19 protein-coding genes are annotated in these 19,221 nt (G+C 60.5%); 8 read left to right on the forward strand and 11 right to left on the reverse strand.

The window, feature by feature from the left end; translation table 11 throughout:
• Positions 1-41: 41 nt before the first annotated feature.
• From QU606_RS26950 to QU606_RS26960, 3 genes are all read right to left on the reverse strand, one after another.
• Entirely contained in the window at positions 42-869 is an 828-nt protein-coding gene (locus QU606_RS26950; protein WP_304997825.1) for a copper resistance protein B, read from the reverse strand.
• Positions 870-879: 10 nt separating this feature from the next.
• Positions 880-2,595: a copper resistance system multicopper oxidase gene (locus tag QU606_RS26955; RefSeq protein ID WP_304997826.1), complete on the reverse strand. Its 1,716-nt coding sequence runs from the start codon at positions 2,593-2,595 to the stop codon at positions 880-882.
• A 130-nt stretch (positions 2,596-2,725) separates the two neighbouring features.
• Positions 2,726-3,115: a hypothetical protein gene (locus QU606_RS26960; RefSeq protein WP_024076800.1), complete on the reverse strand. Its 390-nt coding sequence runs from the start codon at positions 3,113-3,115 to the stop codon at positions 2,726-2,728.
• A 155-nt stretch (positions 3,116-3,270) separates the two neighbouring features.
• Between QU606_RS26960 and QU606_RS26965 the strand changes: the two genes are divergently transcribed.
• Entirely contained in the window at positions 3,271-3,546 is a 276-nt protein-coding gene (locus QU606_RS26965) for a hypothetical protein (protein WP_304997828.1), read from the forward strand.
• Between the two features lie 48 nt (positions 3,547-3,594).
• Here QU606_RS26965 and QU606_RS26970 read toward each other — a convergent pair whose 3' ends face one another.
• The gene (locus tag QU606_RS26970; RefSeq protein ID WP_041160994.1) at positions 3,595-4,941 is read right to left on the reverse strand and encodes a DEAD/DEAH box helicase; all 1,347 of its coding nucleotides are present in this window, start codon (positions 4,939-4,941) and stop codon (positions 3,595-3,597) included.
• A 193-nt stretch (positions 4,942-5,134) separates the two neighbouring features.
• On the opposite strand from QU606_RS26970, the gene QU606_RS26975 reads away from it, so the two are divergent.
• The gene (locus QU606_RS26975) at positions 5,135-6,430 is read left to right on the forward strand and encodes a mechanosensitive ion channel family protein (protein WP_304997829.1); all 1,296 of its coding nucleotides are present in this window, start codon (positions 5,135-5,137) and stop codon (positions 6,428-6,430) included.
• Between the two features lie 488 nt (positions 6,431-6,918).
• Here the strand turns inward: QU606_RS26975 and QU606_RS26980 are convergent, their stop codons facing one another.
• From QU606_RS26980 to QU606_RS26995, 4 genes are all read right to left on the reverse strand, one after another.
• Positions 6,919-7,956 (reverse strand): IS110 family transposase, encoded by a 1,038-nt coding sequence (locus QU606_RS26980; protein WP_168233670.1) that lies wholly within the window; start codon positions 7,954-7,956, stop codon positions 6,919-6,921.
• A gap of 172 nt (positions 7,957-8,128) precedes the next feature.
• Positions 8,129-8,995, reverse strand: a complete 867-nt coding sequence (locus tag QU606_RS26985; protein ID WP_304997830.1) for a carboxylate/amino acid/amine transporter — start codon at positions 8,993-8,995, stop codon at positions 8,129-8,131.
• Between the two features lie 202 nt (positions 8,996-9,197).
• Positions 9,198-9,797 carry an FMN-dependent NADH-azoreductase gene (locus QU606_RS26990; RefSeq protein ID WP_024076805.1) on the reverse strand — a complete coding sequence of 200 codons (600 nt, stop codon included), beginning with the start codon at positions 9,795-9,797 and terminating at the stop codon, positions 9,198-9,200.
• Between the two features lie 151 nt (positions 9,798-9,948).
• Positions 9,949-10,263, reverse strand: coding sequence for a 3-phosphoglycerate kinase (locus QU606_RS26995; RefSeq protein ID WP_024076806.1), 315 nt, complete (start codon positions 10,261-10,263; stop codon positions 9,949-9,951).
• Between the two features lie 49 nt (positions 10,264-10,312).
• Here QU606_RS26995 and QU606_RS27000 point away from each other — a divergent pair, with 49 nt between their 5' ends.
• The 5 genes from QU606_RS27000 (at position 10,313) to aqpZ (ending at position 15,427) form a co-directional block, all read left to right on the forward strand.
• The gene (locus tag QU606_RS27000) at positions 10,313-11,236 is read left to right on the forward strand and encodes a LysR family transcriptional regulator (RefSeq protein WP_024076807.1); all 924 of its coding nucleotides are present in this window, start codon (positions 10,313-10,315) and stop codon (positions 11,234-11,236) included.
• 14 nt (positions 11,237-11,250) lie between these two features.
• The gene (locus QU606_RS27005; RefSeq protein WP_093235826.1) at positions 11,251-12,054 is read left to right on the forward strand and encodes an alpha/beta fold hydrolase; all 804 of its coding nucleotides are present in this window, start codon (positions 11,251-11,253) and stop codon (positions 12,052-12,054) included.
• 3 nt (positions 12,055-12,057) lie between these two features.
• Entirely contained in the window at positions 12,058-12,621 is a 564-nt protein-coding gene (locus QU606_RS27010) for a peptidylprolyl isomerase A (RefSeq protein ID WP_003210708.1), read from the forward strand.
• 83 nt (positions 12,622-12,704) lie between these two features.
• Positions 12,705-14,537, forward strand: coding sequence for an ABC transporter ATP-binding protein (locus QU606_RS27015; RefSeq protein WP_024076809.1), 1,833 nt, complete (start codon positions 12,705-12,707; stop codon positions 14,535-14,537).
• 188 nt (positions 14,538-14,725) lie between these two features.
• Positions 14,726-15,427, forward strand: coding sequence for an aquaporin Z (gene aqpZ / locus QU606_RS27020; RefSeq protein WP_024076810.1), 702 nt, complete (start codon positions 14,726-14,728; stop codon positions 15,425-15,427).
• 12 nt (positions 15,428-15,439) lie between these two features.
• Here aqpZ and QU606_RS27025 read toward each other — a convergent pair whose 3' ends face one another.
• Positions 15,440-16,564, reverse strand: a complete 1,125-nt coding sequence (locus QU606_RS27025) for a GNAT family N-acetyltransferase (protein WP_304997831.1) — start codon at positions 16,562-16,564, stop codon at positions 15,440-15,442.
• A 283-nt stretch (positions 16,565-16,847) separates the two neighbouring features.
• On the opposite strand from QU606_RS27025, the gene QU606_RS27030 reads away from it, so the two are divergent.
• Complete coding sequence (locus QU606_RS27030) at positions 16,848-18,170, forward strand: putative porin (RefSeq protein WP_024076812.1); 1,323 nt, start codon at positions 16,848-16,850, stop codon at positions 18,168-18,170.
• 120 nt (positions 18,171-18,290) lie between these two features.
• Here the strand turns inward: QU606_RS27030 and QU606_RS27035 are convergent, their stop codons facing one another.
• Both QU606_RS27035 and QU606_RS27040 read right to left on the reverse strand, forming a co-directional pair.
• Entirely contained in the window at positions 18,291-18,527 is a 237-nt protein-coding gene (locus QU606_RS27035) for an anti-sigma factor (RefSeq protein WP_024076813.1), read from the reverse strand.
• Positions 18,521-19,135 (reverse strand): RNA polymerase sigma factor, encoded by a 615-nt coding sequence (locus tag QU606_RS27040; RefSeq protein ID WP_024076814.1) that lies wholly within the window; start codon positions 19,133-19,135, stop codon positions 18,521-18,523. The genes QU606_RS27035 and QU606_RS27040 overlap by 7 nt, the downstream gene beginning before the upstream one ends.
• Positions 19,136-19,221 lie beyond the last annotated feature (86 nt).

Raw genomic sequence — 19,221 nt, forward strand, 5'->3', positions numbered from 1 at the left:
CAGGCCGCTCAAGGCGGCGAGTTATAGGTATAGGAAAAGTGTCAAAACCATAGGCGCACACCGACCAGCCAGCGCAGTTGGCTGACGTCTTCATCCTCCGCGCGGGCGTACTGTGCTGTCTGCCCATAGGTGCGGTTCCAACTGACCCCCACGTAAGGCGCAAACTCTCGGCGTACCTCGTAGCGCAACCGCAGGCCCAATTCGCTTTCCGCAAGGCCTGAGCCCACGCGGCGCTGCGGATCGTTTTGCGCATAAAAGTTGAGTTCCGCGGTCGGCTGCAGGATCAGGCGGTTGGTCAGCAGAATGTCGTAGTCGCCTTCCAGCCGGGCCGCGGTGCGGCCCGACTCGCCAACAAACAGCGTCGCCTCGGCCTCAAAGTTGTAGAGCGCCATGCCCTGGATGCCGAAGGCTGCCCAGCGCTGGCTGTGACCGGGTTTGAAATCCTGCCGCACACCGCCAACCAAGTCCCACCAAGGGCTGATGGCGTGCCCCCACAAAACCTGGGCTTCGGCGCTGTCAGTGCGGCCGGCGCTGCGTTCGCCTTCGCTGCGCAGCCACAGTCGGTCGATATCAGCGCCGGCCCAGCCCTTGATGTCCCAGTTCAGCGCACTGCCATCGTCGGCGCCTTGCCATTCCAACTGGTTGATCAGCAGCATCGAATGAATCGCGCTGTCGTGCACACTGTGCCCGCCAGGCGCGTTATAGACCGCTGCGCGATCGGCGTCGGTCAGTACCGGGATCGGCGTGCGGCTTTGGGTGGGTGCGGACGAAGCCGCCGGGCTCATGCCCTGCAGTTCATCCGCCAACACCAGCGAGCCGCAGGTTAATGTGGCAAACGTGATGCACAGCGATATAACACGATGGTTCATGCCCGCTTCCTCATTCATGCACGCGAACTTCACGGAACATGCCCATTTCCATGTGGTACAGCAGGTGGCAGTGATAGGCCCAGCGGCCGAGAGCATCGGCCGTCACGCGGTAACTGCGCCGGGTACCCGGTGGCATGTCGATCGTGTGTTTGCGCACCTGGAACTCGCCGTTTTCATCTTCAAGGTCGCTCCACAGGCCATGCAGATGAATCGGGTGGCTCATCATGGTGTCGTTGACCAGTACCAGTCGCACCCGCTCGCCATAGGTCAGCTGCAAGGGTTCGGCAGCGGAAAATTTCACACCATTGAATGACCAGGCAAACTTCTCCATATGCCCGGTGAGGTGCAACTCGATCGTACGCGAGGGATCACGGCCATCGGGGTCCTCGAAGGTGCTGCGCAGGTCGGCGTAGGCCAGGACGCGCCGGCCATTGTTACGCAGGCCGACGCCAGGGTCGTCGAGCTTGGGCATCGGGCTCATCGCCTGCATATCCACCAGCGGGTTGTCCTGCTCGCTGGCCGGATGGCTCTGCATCGACATCGAACCCATGGCGCTGTGGTCCATGCCTTCCATATCCGGCATATCGTCCATGGCGCCGTGGTCCATGCCGCCCATGCCCATGTCGTCCATGGTTATCCAAGGGCGCGCATCAAGCGCCGGCACTGAGGCCTCCGCCCCCGCCTGCCGGGCCAGCGTGCCACGGGCATACCCCGTACGGTCCATCGACTGGGCAAACAGCGTGTAGGCGGCGGCAGTGGGCTCGACCAGCACATCAAAGGTTTCAGCCACGGCAATGCGGAACTCGTCGACGCTGACCGGTTGCACCGGCTGGCCGTCGGCGGCGATAACGGTCATCTTCAGCCCCGGAATGCGCACATCGAAATAGGTCATCGCCGAGCCGTTGATAAAGCGCAGGCGAATTCTCTCCCCGGCCTCAAACAAGCCGGTCCAGTTGCGACCGGGCGGCTGGCCGTTGAGCAGGTAGGTGTAGGTCTCGCCGCTGACGTCCGCGAGGTCGGTAGGATTCATCTTCATGCGCGCCCACATCAGCCGATCGGCGACCGTAGCCGACCAGCCGTGCTTGCCTGCATCGCTGATAAAATCGCCCACCGTGGGCTTGTGCCGGTTGTAGTAATCGGACTGTTTCTTGAGGGTCTTCATCAGCGCGACGGGGTCTTCGTCGGTCCAGTCCGACAGCATGACAACGTAGTCGCGCTGGTAACTGAACGGCTCCGGCTCCCTGGGATCGATGACCAGAGGCCCGTACACGCCCTGTTGCTCCTGAAACCCGGAATGGCTGTGGTACCAATAGGTACCATGCTGCTTGACCTTGAACTGGTAGACATACACCCCACCCGGTTCGATCCCCTCAAAACTGAGGCCAGGCACGCCGTCCATGGTGGACGGCAGAAGGATGCCGTGCCAGTGGATCGAGGTAGGCTCGTTGAGCCGGTTCTTCACGCGCAGGGTCACGGTGTCGCCCTCGCGCCAGCGCAACAGCGGGCCGGGCAGGCTGCCATTGATCGTCAGCGCGGTACGCTGTTGGCCGCTGAGGTTGACAGGCGTCTGGTCGATAAACAGATCGAATTCGCTGCCCGTCAGCACGGTGGGGTGGCCGGGATTGCTCAGCGCCCAAACCGGCGGGCGCCATAGCCCGAGCCCACCGAGCAAGCCGCCGGCGGCCAGGCCTTTGACGAAGGTTCGTCTGGAGGTAGTGGAATGCATGCCGATTCAAGTCCATGAGATGAATGGCTGCAGATTAGGCGGCGCCAGCTGTCAGCAACCTTAGCGGCAGATTACCGATCTGACAGCTGCGGCGTACCCGGCGGCGCGAAGGGGCCGGGTATGGAGGGATTCAAGCGATCTGTGCCTTGGACGCCACTTCAGCAAAGGTCGCCGGGTCCAACGCATCTGCCTGCTCATCCAGCACTTGGCGTGGGTGATCATTGCCCGGAATAGAGCTGTCGATCAGCGCCAGCAACTGCGCGCCGAGCCCGGTCAGGATAAAGTTTTCGCCGTTGCCGCCCTCTTCCTCAGGTCGCGATTCAATAAAACCGCGCTTGAACAGCAGCGCTTCATAATCCGCAGCGGTTTTTTTCAACGCATCCAGGTTGCCCGTGGACTCGCCCGCCGTGGCCTTCTCGGCCGCTTCCTCTTCGGCGTACTTGCGTGGGGCGAAGCTGCCCTCACCGTTCTGCACTTCATGCAGCAGACGTTCGATCAAATCCCAGTTGTAAGTCGTCATCCTGATTCCTCCTGCGGGCCGATGGAAAGGGAGCCCGTCTCAAGGTGTGACACGCCGCGTCACTGGCCGTTCAGCCGAATGGACGAGCGTCATTTCTCTGAACTTTCCAGACGTTCGCGTCCTCAACTGCACATAACCACCAAGGAGGTCCCAGTATGAAAACCCTGATGAACCTGGTCATTGCCACCATGTTGCTCACGGCCCTGCCCGCCTGGGCCTGTACGCCGGACGAGGCGACCGCCAAGCGCGAACAGCTGGGGCAGGAAGTAGCGAAACTCACCGAACAGAACCCCTCCAAGGCCAAGGAGATGAACGACGAGTTGCAGAAAATGGACCTGGATACCCAGAGCGCGGAGTTCCCCGACAAGTGCCAGTTGATCGATGCCCGCCTCAAAGAATTGAAAGAGGCCGCCGCCAAGGCGAAAAACTGAAGGCAAAAAAAACCGGACAACGTCCGGTTTTTTTATTTCACCTCCGCCTTACTCGGCAGCCGGCGCTTCTGGCTTGCGGCGCTTGAGCGGTGCCATGCCGTCCTTGCTGACGAGCGACAGGTTGTCGGTCTTCGGCCGGTTGGTGATCTTGCGCTTGGTCGGCGACTTGGCGCCGGCCTTTTTCTTGTCGCCCTTGGCGTCGACTTTTTTCTTCTTCACGCCAACGGCCTTGCCCGACGCCTTAACCTTCTTCGGCCCGGTGTAGGTGCCTTTGACTTCCTTGATGGTGCGACGCTCGAACGACTGCTTGAGGTAGCGCTCGATGCTCGACATCAGGTTCCAGTCGCCGTGACAGATCAGCGAGATCGCCAGGCCATCGTTGCCCGCACGCCCGGTACGGCCGATACGGTGCACGTATTCGTCGCCGCTGCGGGGCATGTCGAAGTTGATGACCATGTCCAGGCCGTCCACGTCCAGGCCGCGGGCGGCGACGTCGGTGGCCACCAGGATCTTCACGCCGCCGGCCTTGAGGCGATCGATGGCCAGCTTGCGGTCCTTCTGGTCTTTCTCGCCGTGCAGCACGAACGCCTTGTAGTCCTGCGCCACCAGGCGACCGTAGATGCGATCGGCCGCAGCGCGGGTATTCGTGAAGACAATGGCTTTCTGATAGGTCTCATTGGCCAGCAGCCAGTTGAGGATCTGTTCTTTGTGCACATTGTGGTCAGCGGTGATGATCTGCTGGCGCGTGGTCGCGTTCAGGTCGCTGACGTTGTTGACCTGCAGGTGCTCAGGGTTGTTCAGGACCTTGGCCACCATGTCGCGCAGGGTCGAACCACCGGTGGTGGCGGAGAACAGCATGGTCTGCTGGCGATTGACGCACTCGCCCACCAGGCGCTGTACGTCGTCGGCAAAACCCATGTCGAGCATGCGGTCGGCTTCGTCCAGCACCAGCACTTCGACCTCCTTGAGGTCGAGGTTGCCAGCGTTGAGCTGCTCGATCATGCGGCCCGGCGTGCCGATCAGGATATCCGGCACCTTGCGCAGCATGGCGGCCTGGACCTTGAAGTCTTCGCCACCGGTGATCAGGCCGGACTTGATGAAGGTGAATTGCGAGAAGCGCTCCACTTCCTTCAGGGTCTGCTGGGCCAGCTCGCGGGTCGGCAGCAGGATCAGGGTCTTGATGCTGACGCGGACTTTGGCCGGGCCGATCAGGCGGTTAAGAATCGGCAGGACGAAAGCGGCAGTCTTGCCACTCCCGGTTTGAGCCGTCACCCGCAGGTCACGCCCTTGGAGCGCGAGCGGGATGGCCGCTGCTTGCACAGGCGTAGGCTCGACAAATTTAAGCTCGGCCACGGCTTTGAGCAGGCGTTCGTGCAGGGCGAATTGGGAAAACACGGGTGCTACCTCGAAGAAATACAAAATATCAGCTGCATAGGGTACCGGTTTCGGCCGTCCAAACCGAGTTTCTTTACGCGAACGGCGCTAATCAGCCGCTTTTTTGTCAGCTGGTTTGTCCACAACGTCAACTTTATTGCACTTAAATGCTCTAATCGCCCCGTCTTGTCTTACAGAAGAATCGGTTTCACCCATGGATATCAAACAGTTCTGGCTCAACGTCCAAGACCTTTGGGGCGCCCTCGATCAACACCCGTTGCTGCATGCTGGCCTGGGTATGTTGGTGTTGCTGGTGGTGGCCTTGTTACTGGGCCGGGTGGCGCGCTACCTCATCCTTCACGCCATCAAGCTGCTCGGCAGGCAACCGCCCCTGCATTGGCTCAACGATCTGCGGCACAACAAAGTCTTCCATCGCCTGGCACAGCTGACGCCGTCCCTGGTGATCCAGTTCGGCTTGTACCTGGTGCCAGACCTGAGCAAGACCGCCACCCTGTTTATCGGCAACGTCGCGCTGGCATTCACCCTCCTGTTCATGACGCTGGCCATGAGCGCCCTGCTCAACGCCCTGCTCGACATCTATGCCCGCACCGAACATGCGCGCACGCGCTCGATCAAGGGGTATGTGCAACTGGCGAAGATGGTGCTGTTCGTCTTTGCCGCAATCATCATCGTCGCCACCCTGATCGACCGCTCGCCGTTGCTGCTGTCGGGCCTGGGCGCCATGTCGGCGGTGATCCTGTTGGTGTACAAGGACACCCTGCTGTCGTTCGTCGCCAGCGTGCAGCTCACCAGCAACGACATGCTGCGGGTGGGCGACTGGATCGAAATGCCGCAGGTCGGTGCCGACGGCGATGTGGTCGATATCACCCTGCACACCGTCAAGGTGCAGAACTTCGACAAAACCATCGTCTCCATCCCCACCTGGCGCCTGATGTCCGAGTCGTTCAAGAACTGGCGCGGCATGCAGGCGTCGGGTGGGCGACGCATCAAGCGCAGCCTGTACATCGACGCCAGCGGTGTGCGGTTCCTGCGCGATGATGAAGAAACGCGCATGACCCAGGTGCATCTGCTCACCGACTACATCAGCCGCAAGCAGGCCGAACTCAAGGCCTGGAACGAAGCCCAGGGCCACAGCGCGCAACTGTCGGCCAACCGTCGCCGCATGACCAACCTCGGCACCTTCCGCGCATACGCCCTGGCCTACCTGAAAAGCCACCCGGACATCCAACCGAACATGACCTGCATGGTGCGCCAGATGCAAACCACCGCCCAGGGTGTGCCGTTGGAAATCTACTGCTTCACCCGCACCACCGCGTGGGCGGATTACGAGCGGATCCAGGGGGATATCTTCGATTACTTGCTGGCGGTGCTGCCGGAATTTGGGTTGAGTCTCTATCAACAACCCAGCGGGAATGACTTGCGTGCCGGGGTGTTGCCGGCGGTGTTGGGGGCCAGTCATCTACCCGCCATCGAACAGCATTCGGGTTAACACCGCATCCTCCGTGGGAGTTTCTGACTTAGCGCTGCCGCGCAGCAAACTGCCCCACCACCCCCTGTGGCGAGCGGGCTTGCCCCGCGTTGGGCTGCGCAGCAGCCCCAACACACAGCCCTGGGGAGCTGCCTGGCACACTGCTGCGTTCTTATTGGGGCCGCTGCGCAGCCCAACGCGGGGCAAGCCCGCTCGCCACAACAAGCCCGCTCATACATGGACGCCCCCAGTATGCCAAGCGCTCAATTCGTGAAAACACAGACGGGATAAGGTTGCAGCCATACATCCGGACTTTAAGTGAGGCTATGCCTCTGTCCCTGATGGAATTCGCTGATCGGGCTCTTATCACCACAACGCGCTCGAAGCGCTGTGAGCGGAGCAGAGTTACCCGATCCCGGTCCTACCTGTCTTGCCATCACGTCATGATCGCCTGAGCAACCTTGGAAATACTCCCTCTAACGCACCACTTTTTGATTCCACCGAGCCGGCTACGCCCCTGTTACATCAGGGGTGTAGTCGGCTCGGAACTTGCTGCCATGGGCCAATAGTGCCCAGGCTATCCGGACAGTTTTATTAGCCTGAGCAACAACTGCAACGTTGGTGTGCCGACGAGCCAATAACCCCTTCAGCCAATCCGCCGAAGGATCTGTTTTACTCTCCACCACTCGAACCACCGACCGAGCGCCGTGAACCAGCAAAGTGCGTAAATAACCATCGCCCCGTTTACTGATCCCCAACAACGTGGGCTTTCCTCCGCTGGAATGTTGTCGTGGCACCAACCCCAGCCATGCTGCCATTTGCCGACCATTAGTGAAATTCTTCGCATCACCCACTGACGCCACTAGCGCGGTTGCAGTGAGCGGGCCGACTCCTGGTATTTCTGCCAGGCGGCAACTGTCTTCATTGCTGCGATGCCATTGTTGAATCTCCCGTTCCAACTCGACGACCTGTCGATCCAGCTCTTTGAAATGCTCACTCAAACGCTGCATCAGTTGGCGCAAAGATCGAGGAAGAGCGTTGTCACGATCTTCCAAAATGCCCGGCAAACGCTCGGTAATATGCCGAATGCCCTGCGGCAAGACCACGCCAAACTCTCCAAGAAGTCCACGAATCGAATTAGCTTGTGCCGTTCTGGCCTTTACGAATCCCTGCCGTGCGCGATGCACGGCCAGAATAGCTTGTTGCTCTACCGTCTTGATCGGCACAAAGCGCATGTTGGGCCGAGTAACGGCTTCACAGATTGCTTCTGCGTCAGCTACATCGCTTTTGTTCGACTTCACATAGGGCTTCACAAATTTCGGTGCCATTAACTTGACCGTATGACCAAGTGCCTGCAGTTTTCTTGCCCAGTAGTGGGCTCCGCCACATGCCTCCATGCCCACCAGGCACGGCTCTAACGTGGCAAAAAACGGTACAACTTGTTCACGTTTAAGCTGCTTCCTTAGCGCCGTTTTTCCTTGTTCGTCGATCGCGTGAAGTTGAAACAGGGCTTTTGCCAAGTCAACCGAAACAGTCGTAAGCTTCATGAGGACGCTCCCTTCCGTTAAGTGTGGGTAACACTTTAACTTTGGCACATAGATGCCGTTAGGAAGGGGGCGTCCATCCCATTACCACAACAAGCCTGTTCGCCACAGTTACAGTTCCTCTTTGACTGACTGGCATTGCGGCTCTCCACAACAGCCCGCTCCCCTGGGCGGGTCAGCGCAGCACTGGCTCCTTGCGCGCCCCCAACCGACTGATCCACACCGCCCCCAGAATCACCAGGCCACCCAACGCCAACCGCCCCAGCGGCTCGTGCTGGTTCCAGATCAGCAGGTTCAGCAGCAGCCCCACCGGCACATGCAAATTGTTCATCACCGCCAAGGTGCCGCCGCTGACCAGGCAGGCCCCCTTGTTCCACCAATACATGCCCAAGGCGGTACTGACCAATCCGAGGAACACCAGCACGCCCCATTGCAATGGCGCTTCCGGCAGGAAGTTGGCTTTGCCGAACAACAGGAACGCCGGCAGCACCACCAACAACGCGCCCAGGTAGAAGTAACCGAAGCGTCGATAGTGCGGCAGGTCGCTGGGGTAGCGCGCCACCAGGTGCTTGTACATAACCTGCCCGGCGGCGTAGGTGAAGTTGGCCAGTTGCAGCAACAGGAAGCCCATGAGGAAGTGCGGGGTGATCTGGTCGAAACGGATCACCGCCGCCCCCGTCACCGCCACCAAGGCGGCGATCAGCGCCCAGGGATTGAAGCGGCGGTTGAGCGCGTCTTCGATCAGGGTCACATGCAACGGAGTGAGGATGGTGAATAGCAGCACCTCCGGCACCGTGAGCACACGAAAGCTCAGGTACAGGCACACGTAGGTCACGCCAAACTGCAGCGCGCCAATCACCAGCATGCCGCGCATGAAGGCCGGTTCTACCGAGCGCCAGCGGGTCAACGGGATAAAGACCAGCCCGGCCAGCAGCACACGCACCAGCACCGCGAAGTAGCTGTCGACGTGACCGGCGAGGTATTCGCCGATCAAGCTGAAGGAAAATGCCTGAATCAGGGTAACAACCAGTAGATAGCCCATGCGCGCCTCATTTCGAATGGGCGGGACATTAAAGGTTTTCGGCGTTTGACGAAACTCGGGGCAAAAAAAACCCGACCTCGCTATAGCGTCAGTCGGGCAGGAGCACTCAGGAGCAACAAGTGCAAAGGGAGGTTCTTACGCGTACTTGAAGGGTTTGCGTGGAGCGATATAAACACCGCGCGATTATCTGGCGATTAAAGGATCAAGCCACCTGCGCCAGCAGCGCCTTGGCGTGGTTGATGCCCTTTTCCTGGAAGTCACTGCTCAGGTTCACGCCTTCGGCATGAATGAAGGTGACGTCATGGATCCCGATAAAAGCCATGACCTGGCGCAGGTAGGGTTCCTGGTGATCGGAGCTGGCGCCGGCATGGATACCGCCGCGAGCGGTCAACACGATGGCGCGTTTACCGGTGAGCAGGCCTTGGGGCCCCGTGGCGGTGTACTTGAAGGTCACACCCGCACGCAACACGTGGTCCAGCCAGGCTTTGAGGGTGCTGGGGATGGCAAAGTTGTACATCGGTGCCGCCATCACCAGCACGTCGGCGGCGAGCAATTCATCGGTCAATTCGTTGGAACGGTCGAGGGAGGCCTGTTCGCTGGGGTTGCGCTGGTCGGCAGGTTTCATCCAACCGCCGAGCAGGTTGGCGTCCAGGTGCGGCACCGGGTCAAGGGCGACGTCACGCACCGTGATCTGATCTGCCGGATGGGCGGCCTGCCATTGGCTGATGAACTGTTGGGTCAGTTGCCGGGAAATCGAATCCTGTTGGCGGGCGCTGCTTTCGATGATCAGAACATTGGACATGGCTTCGTAGGCTCCATCTGCATTTGCTGTAAGGCGATGGAGTGAAGAGTAGACAGAGCCAATTCGATAAAAAAGCGCAAAAAACTGCTATAAACCATCTAGAAATTTGTTTATAAGCGGAGTATTCCTGTCGGGACGCTCCGCTGCTGCTTTATTTCGGGGCGCAGGCCAGGGCGATCCGCATTTTGATGATCGCGCGGTTGAACTTGACGGTGGTGTTGGTGCTTTTACCCGCCGGTACCGTGACCGTGCGTCGACGGGGTGATTCCGGACCGTTGGTAAAGGTGACCGAACACACGGCGTCCTTCGTGCCGTAGTTATTCAATTGAATCGAGCTGATGTCGCCGTCCACATCGGAGGCGGTGTAATCGATGCTCACGCCGTCGATTTTTTTAGTCACGTCGATGGGGTAGGCAAAGGCACTCATCGGCAACAGCGCCAGCAACACACAACAGAATTTTCTCATTCGGCAGTCTCCAATAAGGACCGCCAGCTTAGGACAAGAGGAGCTCATCTTGAAAGCGCCCCGCGTTACCCTTGATCAATGGCGCACGCTGCAAGCCGTGGTCGACCATGGCGGCTTCGCCCAGGCGGCTGAAGCGCTGCACCGTTCGCAGTCCTCGGTGAGCTACACCGTGGCCCGCATGCAAGACCAACTCGGCGTTCCGATGTTGCGCATCGACGGGCGCAAGGCGGTGCTGACCGAGGCCGGTGAAGTGCTGTTGCGCCGCTCCCGGCAACTGGTGAAAAACGCCAGTCAACTGGAAGACCTGGCCCACCATATGGAACAGGGCTGGGAGGCCGAAGTGCGCCTGGTGGTCGATGCCGCCTACCCGAATGCGCGCCTGGTGCGTGCCTTGACGGCCTTTATGCCGCAAAGCCGCGGTTGTCGCGTGCGCTTGCGTGAGGAGGTGCTGTCGGGTGTCGAAGAGCTGTTGATGGAAGGCGTGGCCGACCTGGCGATCAGCAGTTTCAGCATTCCCGGCTACCTGGGCACGGAAATGAGCGATGTGGAGTTCATCGCCGTGGCCCATCCCGAGCATGCCTTGCACCGCATGAACCGCGAGTTGAGCTTCCAGGACCTGGAAAGCCAGATGCAGGTGGTGATCCGCGATTCCGGTCGCCAGCAGCCGCGCGATGTGGGCTGGCTTGGCGCCGAGCAGCGCTGGACCGTCGGCAGCCTGGCCACCGCCGCCGCCTTTGTCGGCAGCGGCCTGGGCTTTGCCTGGCTGCCCCGGCACATGATCGAACGCGAACTCGCCGAAGGCGTGCTCAAGCAGCTACCCTTGGAACAGGGCGGCAGCCGCCATCCGACGTTCTACCTGTATTCAAACAAGGACAAACCCTTGGGCCCAGCCACGCAGATCCTGGTGGAGCTGCTGCGCACGTTCGACACAGCCCCCTTGGACGCCCCTTTCGCCGCCCCGCAGCAAGCCTGAAACGGAGTTCAAGCATGGCCTGGTTCGACCACGAAGGCTGCAACCTGCATTACGAGGAATACGGTCACGGCACGCCGCTGATCCTGATCCATGGCCTGGGCTCCAGCAGCCAGGATTGGGAGCTGCAGATCCCGGTGCTGGCCAGGCATTACCGCTTGATCGTGGTGGATGTACGCGGCCATGGGCGCTCCGACAAACCTCGAGAGCGCTACAGTATCCAGGGCTTTACCTTCGACCTGCTCGCCCTGATCGAACACCTGGACCTGCCGCCCGCCCATGTGGTGGGCTTGTCCATGGGGGGGATGATCGCCTTCCAGCTGGCGGTGGACGAGCCCGGCCTGGTCAAGAGCCTGTGCATCGTCAACAGCGCGCCCGAGGTCAAGGTTCGCAGTGCCGATGATTACTGGCAGTGGGCCAAGCGCTGGAGCCTCGCGCGCGCGCTCAGCCTGGCCACGATCGGCAAAGCTCTCGGCGACCGACTGTTCCCCAAACCGCACCAGGCCGACCTGCGCCGCAAGATGGCCGAACGCTGGGCAAAAAACGACAAACGTGCTTATCTCGCCAGCTTCGACGCGATTGTGGGCTGGGGCGTACAGGAACGACTTTCGAGGATTACCTGTCCAACCCTGGTCATCAGCGCCGACCACGACTACACCCCCGTGGCGCAGAAAGAAATCTATGTAAAACTGCTGCCCGATGCGCGGCTGGTGGTGATCGAGGATTCCCGCCATGCCACGCCCTTGGACCAACCCGAAGTCTTTAACGCTACGTTGCTCGATTTTCTAAAGACAGTCGAAACCACTACCCAGGATCACTGACCCATGCTGAAAAAAATCGCCTTCTTCGCCGGTTCCGTATTGTTCGCTGCCAACCTGATGGCGGCCGAGCCTGCCAAGGCGCCGCACGTACTGATCACCACCACCAATGGCGACATTGAAATCGAACTGGACCCGGTCAAGGCGCCGATCAGTACCAAAAACTTCCTGGCCTACGTCGACAAGGGCTTCTACACCAACACGATTTTCCACCGCGTGATCCCGGGCTTCATGGTCCAGGGCGGCGGGTTCACCCAGCAGATGTCGCAAAAACCGACCGAAGCGCCGATCAAGAACGAAGCCAGCAATGGCTTGCACAACGTACGTGGCACCTTGTCCATGGCGCGCACCAACGATCCGAACTCGGCCACCAGCCAATTCTTCATCAACGTCGCCGACAATGCCTTCCTCGATCCAGGTCGAGACGCTGGTTATGCCGTGTTCGCCAAGGTAGTCAAGGGCATGGACGTGGTCGACATCATCGTCAACTCGCAGACCACCACCAAGCAAGGCATGCAGAACGTGCCTATCGATCCTGTCCTGATCAAGTCGGCCAAGCGCATCGACTGAGGTCTGCAGGTAGTTCCGTGCGGCGCCCACCAGGCACCGCACGCATTTGAACAGGAGAGCCCGCCAGGCGGGCGTCAACCCTAATGCTCTATCGTCGTTTTGAACAACTGATCGACATCTTCCGCGAAGCCCCCAGCGCGGCCCCTCCCGATAAAGTCCTGCCCTTCTATCTCTATTACCTGCGCCAGGTGTGGCCGAGTTTTGCCGCGCTGCTGGTGGTGGGCCTGATCGGTGCGCTGATCGAGGTCGCGCTGTTCAGCTACCTGAGCCGCATTATCGACCTGGCCCAGGGGACGCCCCCGGCGAACTTCTTCCAGTTGCATAGCACCGAACTGATCTGGATGGCTGTGGTGGCCCTGCTGCTGCGCCCGATCTTCGGCGCCCTGCATGACCTGCTGGTGCACCAGACCATCAGCCCCGGCATGACCAGCCTGATCCGCTGGCAGAACCACAGCTACGTGCTCAAGCAGAGCCTGAATTTCTTCCAGAACGACTTCGCCGGGCGTATTGCCCAGCGCATCATGCAGACCGGCAACTCCCTGCGCGACTCCGCTGTCGCGGCGGTGGATGCGATCTGGCACGTGGCGATCTATGCGATCAGCTCGCTGGTGTTGTTTGCCGAAGCCGACTGGCGCCTGATGATCCCGCTGGTGACCTGGATCGTCTGCTACAGCCTGGCGCTGCGCTACTTCGTGCCCAGAGTGAAAGAGCGCTCGGTGATTTCCTCCGAGGCGCGCTCCAAATTGATGGGCCGGATTGTCGACGGCTACACCAACATCACCACCTTGAAGCTGTTTGCTCACACCCATTACGAGCAGCAATACGCCAAGGAAGCGCTCATCGAGCAGACCGAAAAAACCCAACTGGCCAGCCGCGTGGTGACCAGCATGGACGTGGTGATCACCACCATGAACGGCCTGCTGATCGTCACCACCACTGGCCTGGCCCTGTGGTTGTGGACCCACTCGCTGATTTCCGTAGGCGCGATTGCCCTGGCGACCGGCCTAGTGATTCGTATCGTCAACATGTCCGGCTGGATCATGTGGGTGGTCAACGGCATCTTCGAAAACATCGGCATGGTGCAGGACGGCTTGAAAACCATCGCCCAGCCACTGGCGGTGATCGACCGCGAAAACGCCCCGCGCCTGAGCGTCCCCCATGGGGAAGTGCGCTTCGAGCAGGTGGATTTTCACTATGGCAAGAAGAGCGGGATCATTGGCGGCCTGAACCTGACCATCAAGGCCGGGGAAAAAATCGGCCTGATCGGCCCGTCCGGCGCGGGCAAATCGACCCTGGTCAACCTGCTGCTGCGCCTCTACGACCTGCAGGGCGGGCGCATCCTGATCGACGGCCAGGACATCGCCGAGGTTGCCCAGGAATCCCTGCGCGAACAGATCGGCATGATCACCCAGGACACCTCGCTGCTGCACCGCTCGATCCGCGACAACCTGCTGTATGGCAAACCGGATGCGACCGATGAAGAACTCTGGGCCGCCGTGCACAAGGCGCGCGCCGATGAGTTCATCCCGCTGCTGTCGGATGCCGAAGGACGTACCGGGCTGGATGCACACGTGGGTGAGCGCGGGGTCAAACTCTCCGGCGGCCAGCGGCAACGGATTGCCATCGCCCGCGTACTGCTCAAGGACGCGCCGATCCTGATCATGGACGAAGCCACGTCGGCGCTGGACTCGGAAGTGGAAGCCGCCATCCAGGAAAGCCTGGAGACCCTGATGCAAGGCAAGACGGTGATTGCGATTGCGCACCGATTGTCGACCATCGCACGCATGGATCGCCTGGTGGTGCTGGAGAAGGGCCAGATCGCCGAGAGCGGCAGCCATGCCGAGCTGCTGGCCCATGGCGGGCTGTATGCGCGGTTGTGGCAACACCAGACTGGCGGGTTTGTCGGTATCGATTGAAAACTGCCGGGCCTACGCAACTCAAAATGTGAGAGGGAGGGAGCTTGCTCCCTCCCCCATGAGTACCCTGGATTTGTGCCGGAACCGTGCTGTACTCAGTGCAGTGCCCAGGCGGGCGCTGAAGTAAATCCGCAGGGAGCATCACTGATTTACTGATTCGGTAGAGCGATCTATCAAGGACGGGTTGCATGTCTTTGTTCAAGCGTTCAGTCACAGAAGGGTTGGGCACGTTTTGGCTGGTGTTGGGCGGTTGCGGGAGTGCGGTGTTGGCCGCGGCGTTTCCCGCCGTCGGCATCGGGTTGTTGGGTGTAGCCCTGGCGTTCGGGCTCACGGTGCTGACCATGGCCGTCGCCATCGGACACATCAGCGGTTGTCACCTGAACCCGGCGGTATCGGTGGGGCTGGTGGTGGGCGGGCGGTTTCCGGCCAGGGAATTACCGGCCTACATCGTGGCCCAGGTAATTGGCGGCACGGTCGCCGCAGCGCTGCTGTACTTCATCGCCAGCGGCAAGCCAGGGTTTGAACTGGCGTCGGGCCTGGCCTCCAACGGCTATGCCGAGCATTCGCCGGGGGGCTATTCATTGGCTGCGGGGTTTGTCTGTGAGTTAGTGATGACGACGATGTTCGTGCTGATCATCCTTGGCGCCACCGACCCTCGTGCCCCGAAGGGCCTCGCACCGATCGCCATCGGCCTGGCCCTGACCTTGATCCACCTGATCTCCATCCCCGTGACCAACACCTCGGTCAACCCGGCCCGCAGTACGGGCCCGGCGCTGATCGTGGGCGGGTGGGCGATCCAGCAGTTGTGGATGTTCTGGCTCGCGCCGATTCTCGGCGCGGTGGTCGGCGGTTTTACCTATCGATGGCTGGGCAAGGAGGAGCCGGCCTGAGGCCGCGCGGGTTCAGCCCTGCCGGTAAGGCAGGGCTGCCCTCGCCTCTTCGGCATACGCCAGGATCCCCACCCGCTCGCGCGCCAGGAAATCCTCAACGGCTTTTTTCAACCCCGGATGACGCAAGTAATGCCATGACCGGGTAATCACCGGCTCAAACCCGCGAATCAACTTGTGCTCGCCCTGGGCGCCGGCGTCGAAACGTTGCAGGCCGTGGGCGATGGCATAGTCCATGCCCTGGTAGAAACAGGTTTCGAAATGCAGGCGGTCAAACTCCGCCAGGCAGCCCCAGTAGCGGCCGTAGAAACTGTCGCCACCGACCAGGCTGAACGCCATGGCCACCGGGCGGGCGCCTTGCTTGGCCAGCACCACGCGGATAGCTTCGGGCATGCGCTCGGCGAGCAGGCTGAAAAACGCGCGGGTCAGGTACGGCGATTGGCGTCTGACGGCGTAGGTGTTGGCGTAGCAGGCATAGACAAAATCCCATTGCGCTTCGCTCAGTTCATGGCCTTGTAACCACTCAAATTCAATGCCCTGCCCCGCCACCTGTTCGCGCTCCTTGCGCATCTGTTTGCGCTTGCGTGAACTCAGGGCATCGAGAAAGTCCTGAAAGTCGCGATAGCCACGGTTCTGCCAGTGAAACTGACAACCCAGGCGCTGCATCCAGCCCGGCTGCTGGGCCAGGGCGTCATCGGCCAACGCATCGGTGAAATTGATATGGGCGCCGGAGAGCCCCTCGATTTCCAGGTAGCCCGGCAGGCTTTGGAGCAGTTCAAAAGCGTCGGCGGCATTGGCCGCCAACACGCGCGGTCCGCTGACCGGACTGAACGGTACGGCCGTCAGCAGCTTGGGGTAATAGTCGATACCGGCACGCTCACAGGCATCCGCCCAGCCGTGATCGAACACGTACTCGCCGTAGGAGTGCCATTTGCGATAGCCGGGTAACGCCGCGACCAGCCGATCGCCCTCCCAGTGCAACAGATGCTCCGGTTGCCAGCCGGAATGGGGGCCGACGCTACCGCTGTCCTCCAGCGCACTCAGGAACGCATGACGCACGAACGGTTGGGCGTCCGGCACCAGGGCATCCCAGGTCTGAGGGGCGGTTTCGGACAGGCTTGGCAGGCGTTGCAACGGCATCGGCATCCTCACTACTTCAGGGCGTGAAAGCCTGGCGAGTATCGCTTATCGCCGGACCCAGTACACCCTCAAATCGCCGGACAAGGCTGCATGCCAATAGTTCCTTCTTAAATAATTTGTCATGTAGATGACATTACTTCGCCACTGCGCCGTCATAAACCATCGCGATACTGACGCCTGTTTTTAGAGCGCCTGGTTCTACCGGGCGGCTATTTTTTCCGTCCGTCCTCGGTCGGTTGTGTCCTGGATGGTTTGCCATCCCTCCTCACTTTCGGAGATTGATATGCGTCTTGCTTCCACTAAAACTGCGGCGGTCCTGTGCGGTGGCCTGTTACTGGCCCTGAGCGTTCCTGCCAGCGCCGCAGTCGACGCTAAATTGCTCGACATGCTCAAGGCCAACGGCCAGATCACCGCAGCGCAGTACACCGAACTGCAAGCTGAACTGGCCAAGGATCAGAAAGAAAAGCAGATCGCTCAGCAAGCTCAACAAGAGACCAACGAACAGATCGCGGCCACCGCGAAAAAAACCAACGACCTCAGCGTCTTCGATCAGAAGCTGGCATGGGCCGCGAAGACGCAATTCAAGGGTGACGTACGTTTCCGCCAGGAGACCGTGAAGATCCAGGGCGAATCCAACAACGGTGGCCGTGACAAGGACCGTCAGCGCATTCGTGCCCGCCTGGGCGCCTACACCGAGATCAACTCCCAGGTCGACACCGGCATCCGTATCGCCACGGGCAGCAGCGACGACGCGCGGTCCACCAACCAGGACCAGGATAACTACTTCGACAAGAAGTCGATCTGGCTGGACCTTGGCTACATCGACTACCACCCCGAGCAGATCAAGAACCTGCACGTGATCGGCGGCAAAATGCTCCAGCCTTGGGTGAACATGGGCGACGTGATCTGGGATAGCGATATCAACCCGGAAGGCCTGGCATTGACCTACAAATACCCACTGGGTAGCAGCGCCGAGCTGTTCGGCAGCATCGGTAACTACAACCTCAAGGACAACGTCGACGGCGACGGCGTGCAATTTCGCCACGACCTGCGCCTGACTTCCGGCCAGTTGGGCACACGCTTCTCGGTGACCGACAACCTGAAAATGACCCTGGGCGGCAGCATCTACGCTTACCAGAACGACGAAAACAGTGCCTGTACCACCACCAGCACACCTTGCGCACTGGCGGTCAACGGCAACTCGCCAAACGAACAATTCCGCCTGTACGAAGGGTTTGCCCAGGCAGACATCGGCGGCCTGGCCGTGCCACTGGCGTTCTACGGCCAGTACGTGAAGAACAACGACGCCTCCAACGACCAGGACACTGCCTGGTTGCTGGGTGCCAAGTCCAAGGTGTTCGGCTTCAACCTGGACTACAACTACCGCGATACGCAACGTAACGCTGTTGTAGGCGCCTTCACCGATTCGGACTTCGGCAACGGCACCACCGGTTCGCGCGGCCACAAGATGAAGGTCAGCTACGACATCGACAAAAACTTCGCCGTCGGCGCCACGTACTTCCTGACCAAGGCTGACTACGCCAGCCGCACTCAGCGCGACGCCAACACCAACACCCTGCAGTTGGATGCTGAAGCCAAGTTCTGAATACCCGTGTGACAAGCCTTGGGCCAGGACGGCCCGAGGTGGCTGTAACAGCCTTGCGTGGGTGAATCGGTCCCCATCATCCGTTCGACTCACCCACGCGAGCCAGCTTTTGCTTCCCCGCTACTCCTGATCCTTGAGCCGCTCGGCAGCCAGCCGCTGTGCCAAGGCATCCGCATCGTCGACCGGCGGCTGCGGCAAGATCCGCAACGTCGCCTGCATCAGGCGCATCTGGCGGATAAACCGCCGACAGTTCGGGCAAAACATCAAGTGATGACGCACCAACAGGCGCTCGCGAAAGGTCAATTGCCCATCGAGATAGTCACTGGAACGTGCCACTTGCTCTTTACAGGTCAACATTCGCCCGTTTCCTCAAAATGCTCCACCGTGGCGAAGACTTTAAGCCGCGCTCGATGCAGCAGCACACGAACGTTGGAGAGCGACAGCGTCAGAAGATTACAGATCTCTTCCAGTTCCAGGCCCTGGCGTTCGCGCAACACCAACACGCTGCCTTGCAACTCAGACAGACTCAGCAACGTATGCTCCAGGCACTTGCGCAGCTCTTCCTCGGTCAGCAGGGCTTCCGGCGTGTCCTGGTGCCAGGCATAGGGGGCGACGGCCCAGTGGCCATCGTCGGGCGAGAAACGCTCATCACCGATCGTCCCATGGGGCGAGGGCAAATCGTCGAGCAGCACTTCCCGGCGATTCTGTTTGTAACGGCTCTTGGCGGCGTTGGCAGTGATGGTCAGCAGCCAGGTCTTGAGACTGGAGCGTCCTTCGAACTTGGGCAGGTTGCGCACGACCGCCAGCCAGGCGTCCTGCACGATTTCATCGGCATGGCGCTGACCGACGATGGCATAGGCCACCGCGCGCATGGCGCTCTGGTATTGGGTGACCAATTCCTTGTAGGCCCGCTGCTCGCCCTTGAGCAAGCGTTCAAGCAGGTGCGCATCGTCCGCTGCCGCCATCGTCTACCTCGATTCCACCGTGGAAAACCCGATTCCCGTGTGAGCTGGCTTGCCTGCGATGCTGGCACCGCAGTGATGCAATCGCA

This window comes from Pseudomonas sp. OVF7, assembly GCF_030644265.1.
Taxonomy (GTDB): domain Bacteria; phylum Pseudomonadota; class Gammaproteobacteria; order Pseudomonadales; family Pseudomonadaceae; genus Aquipseudomonas; species Aquipseudomonas gorinensis.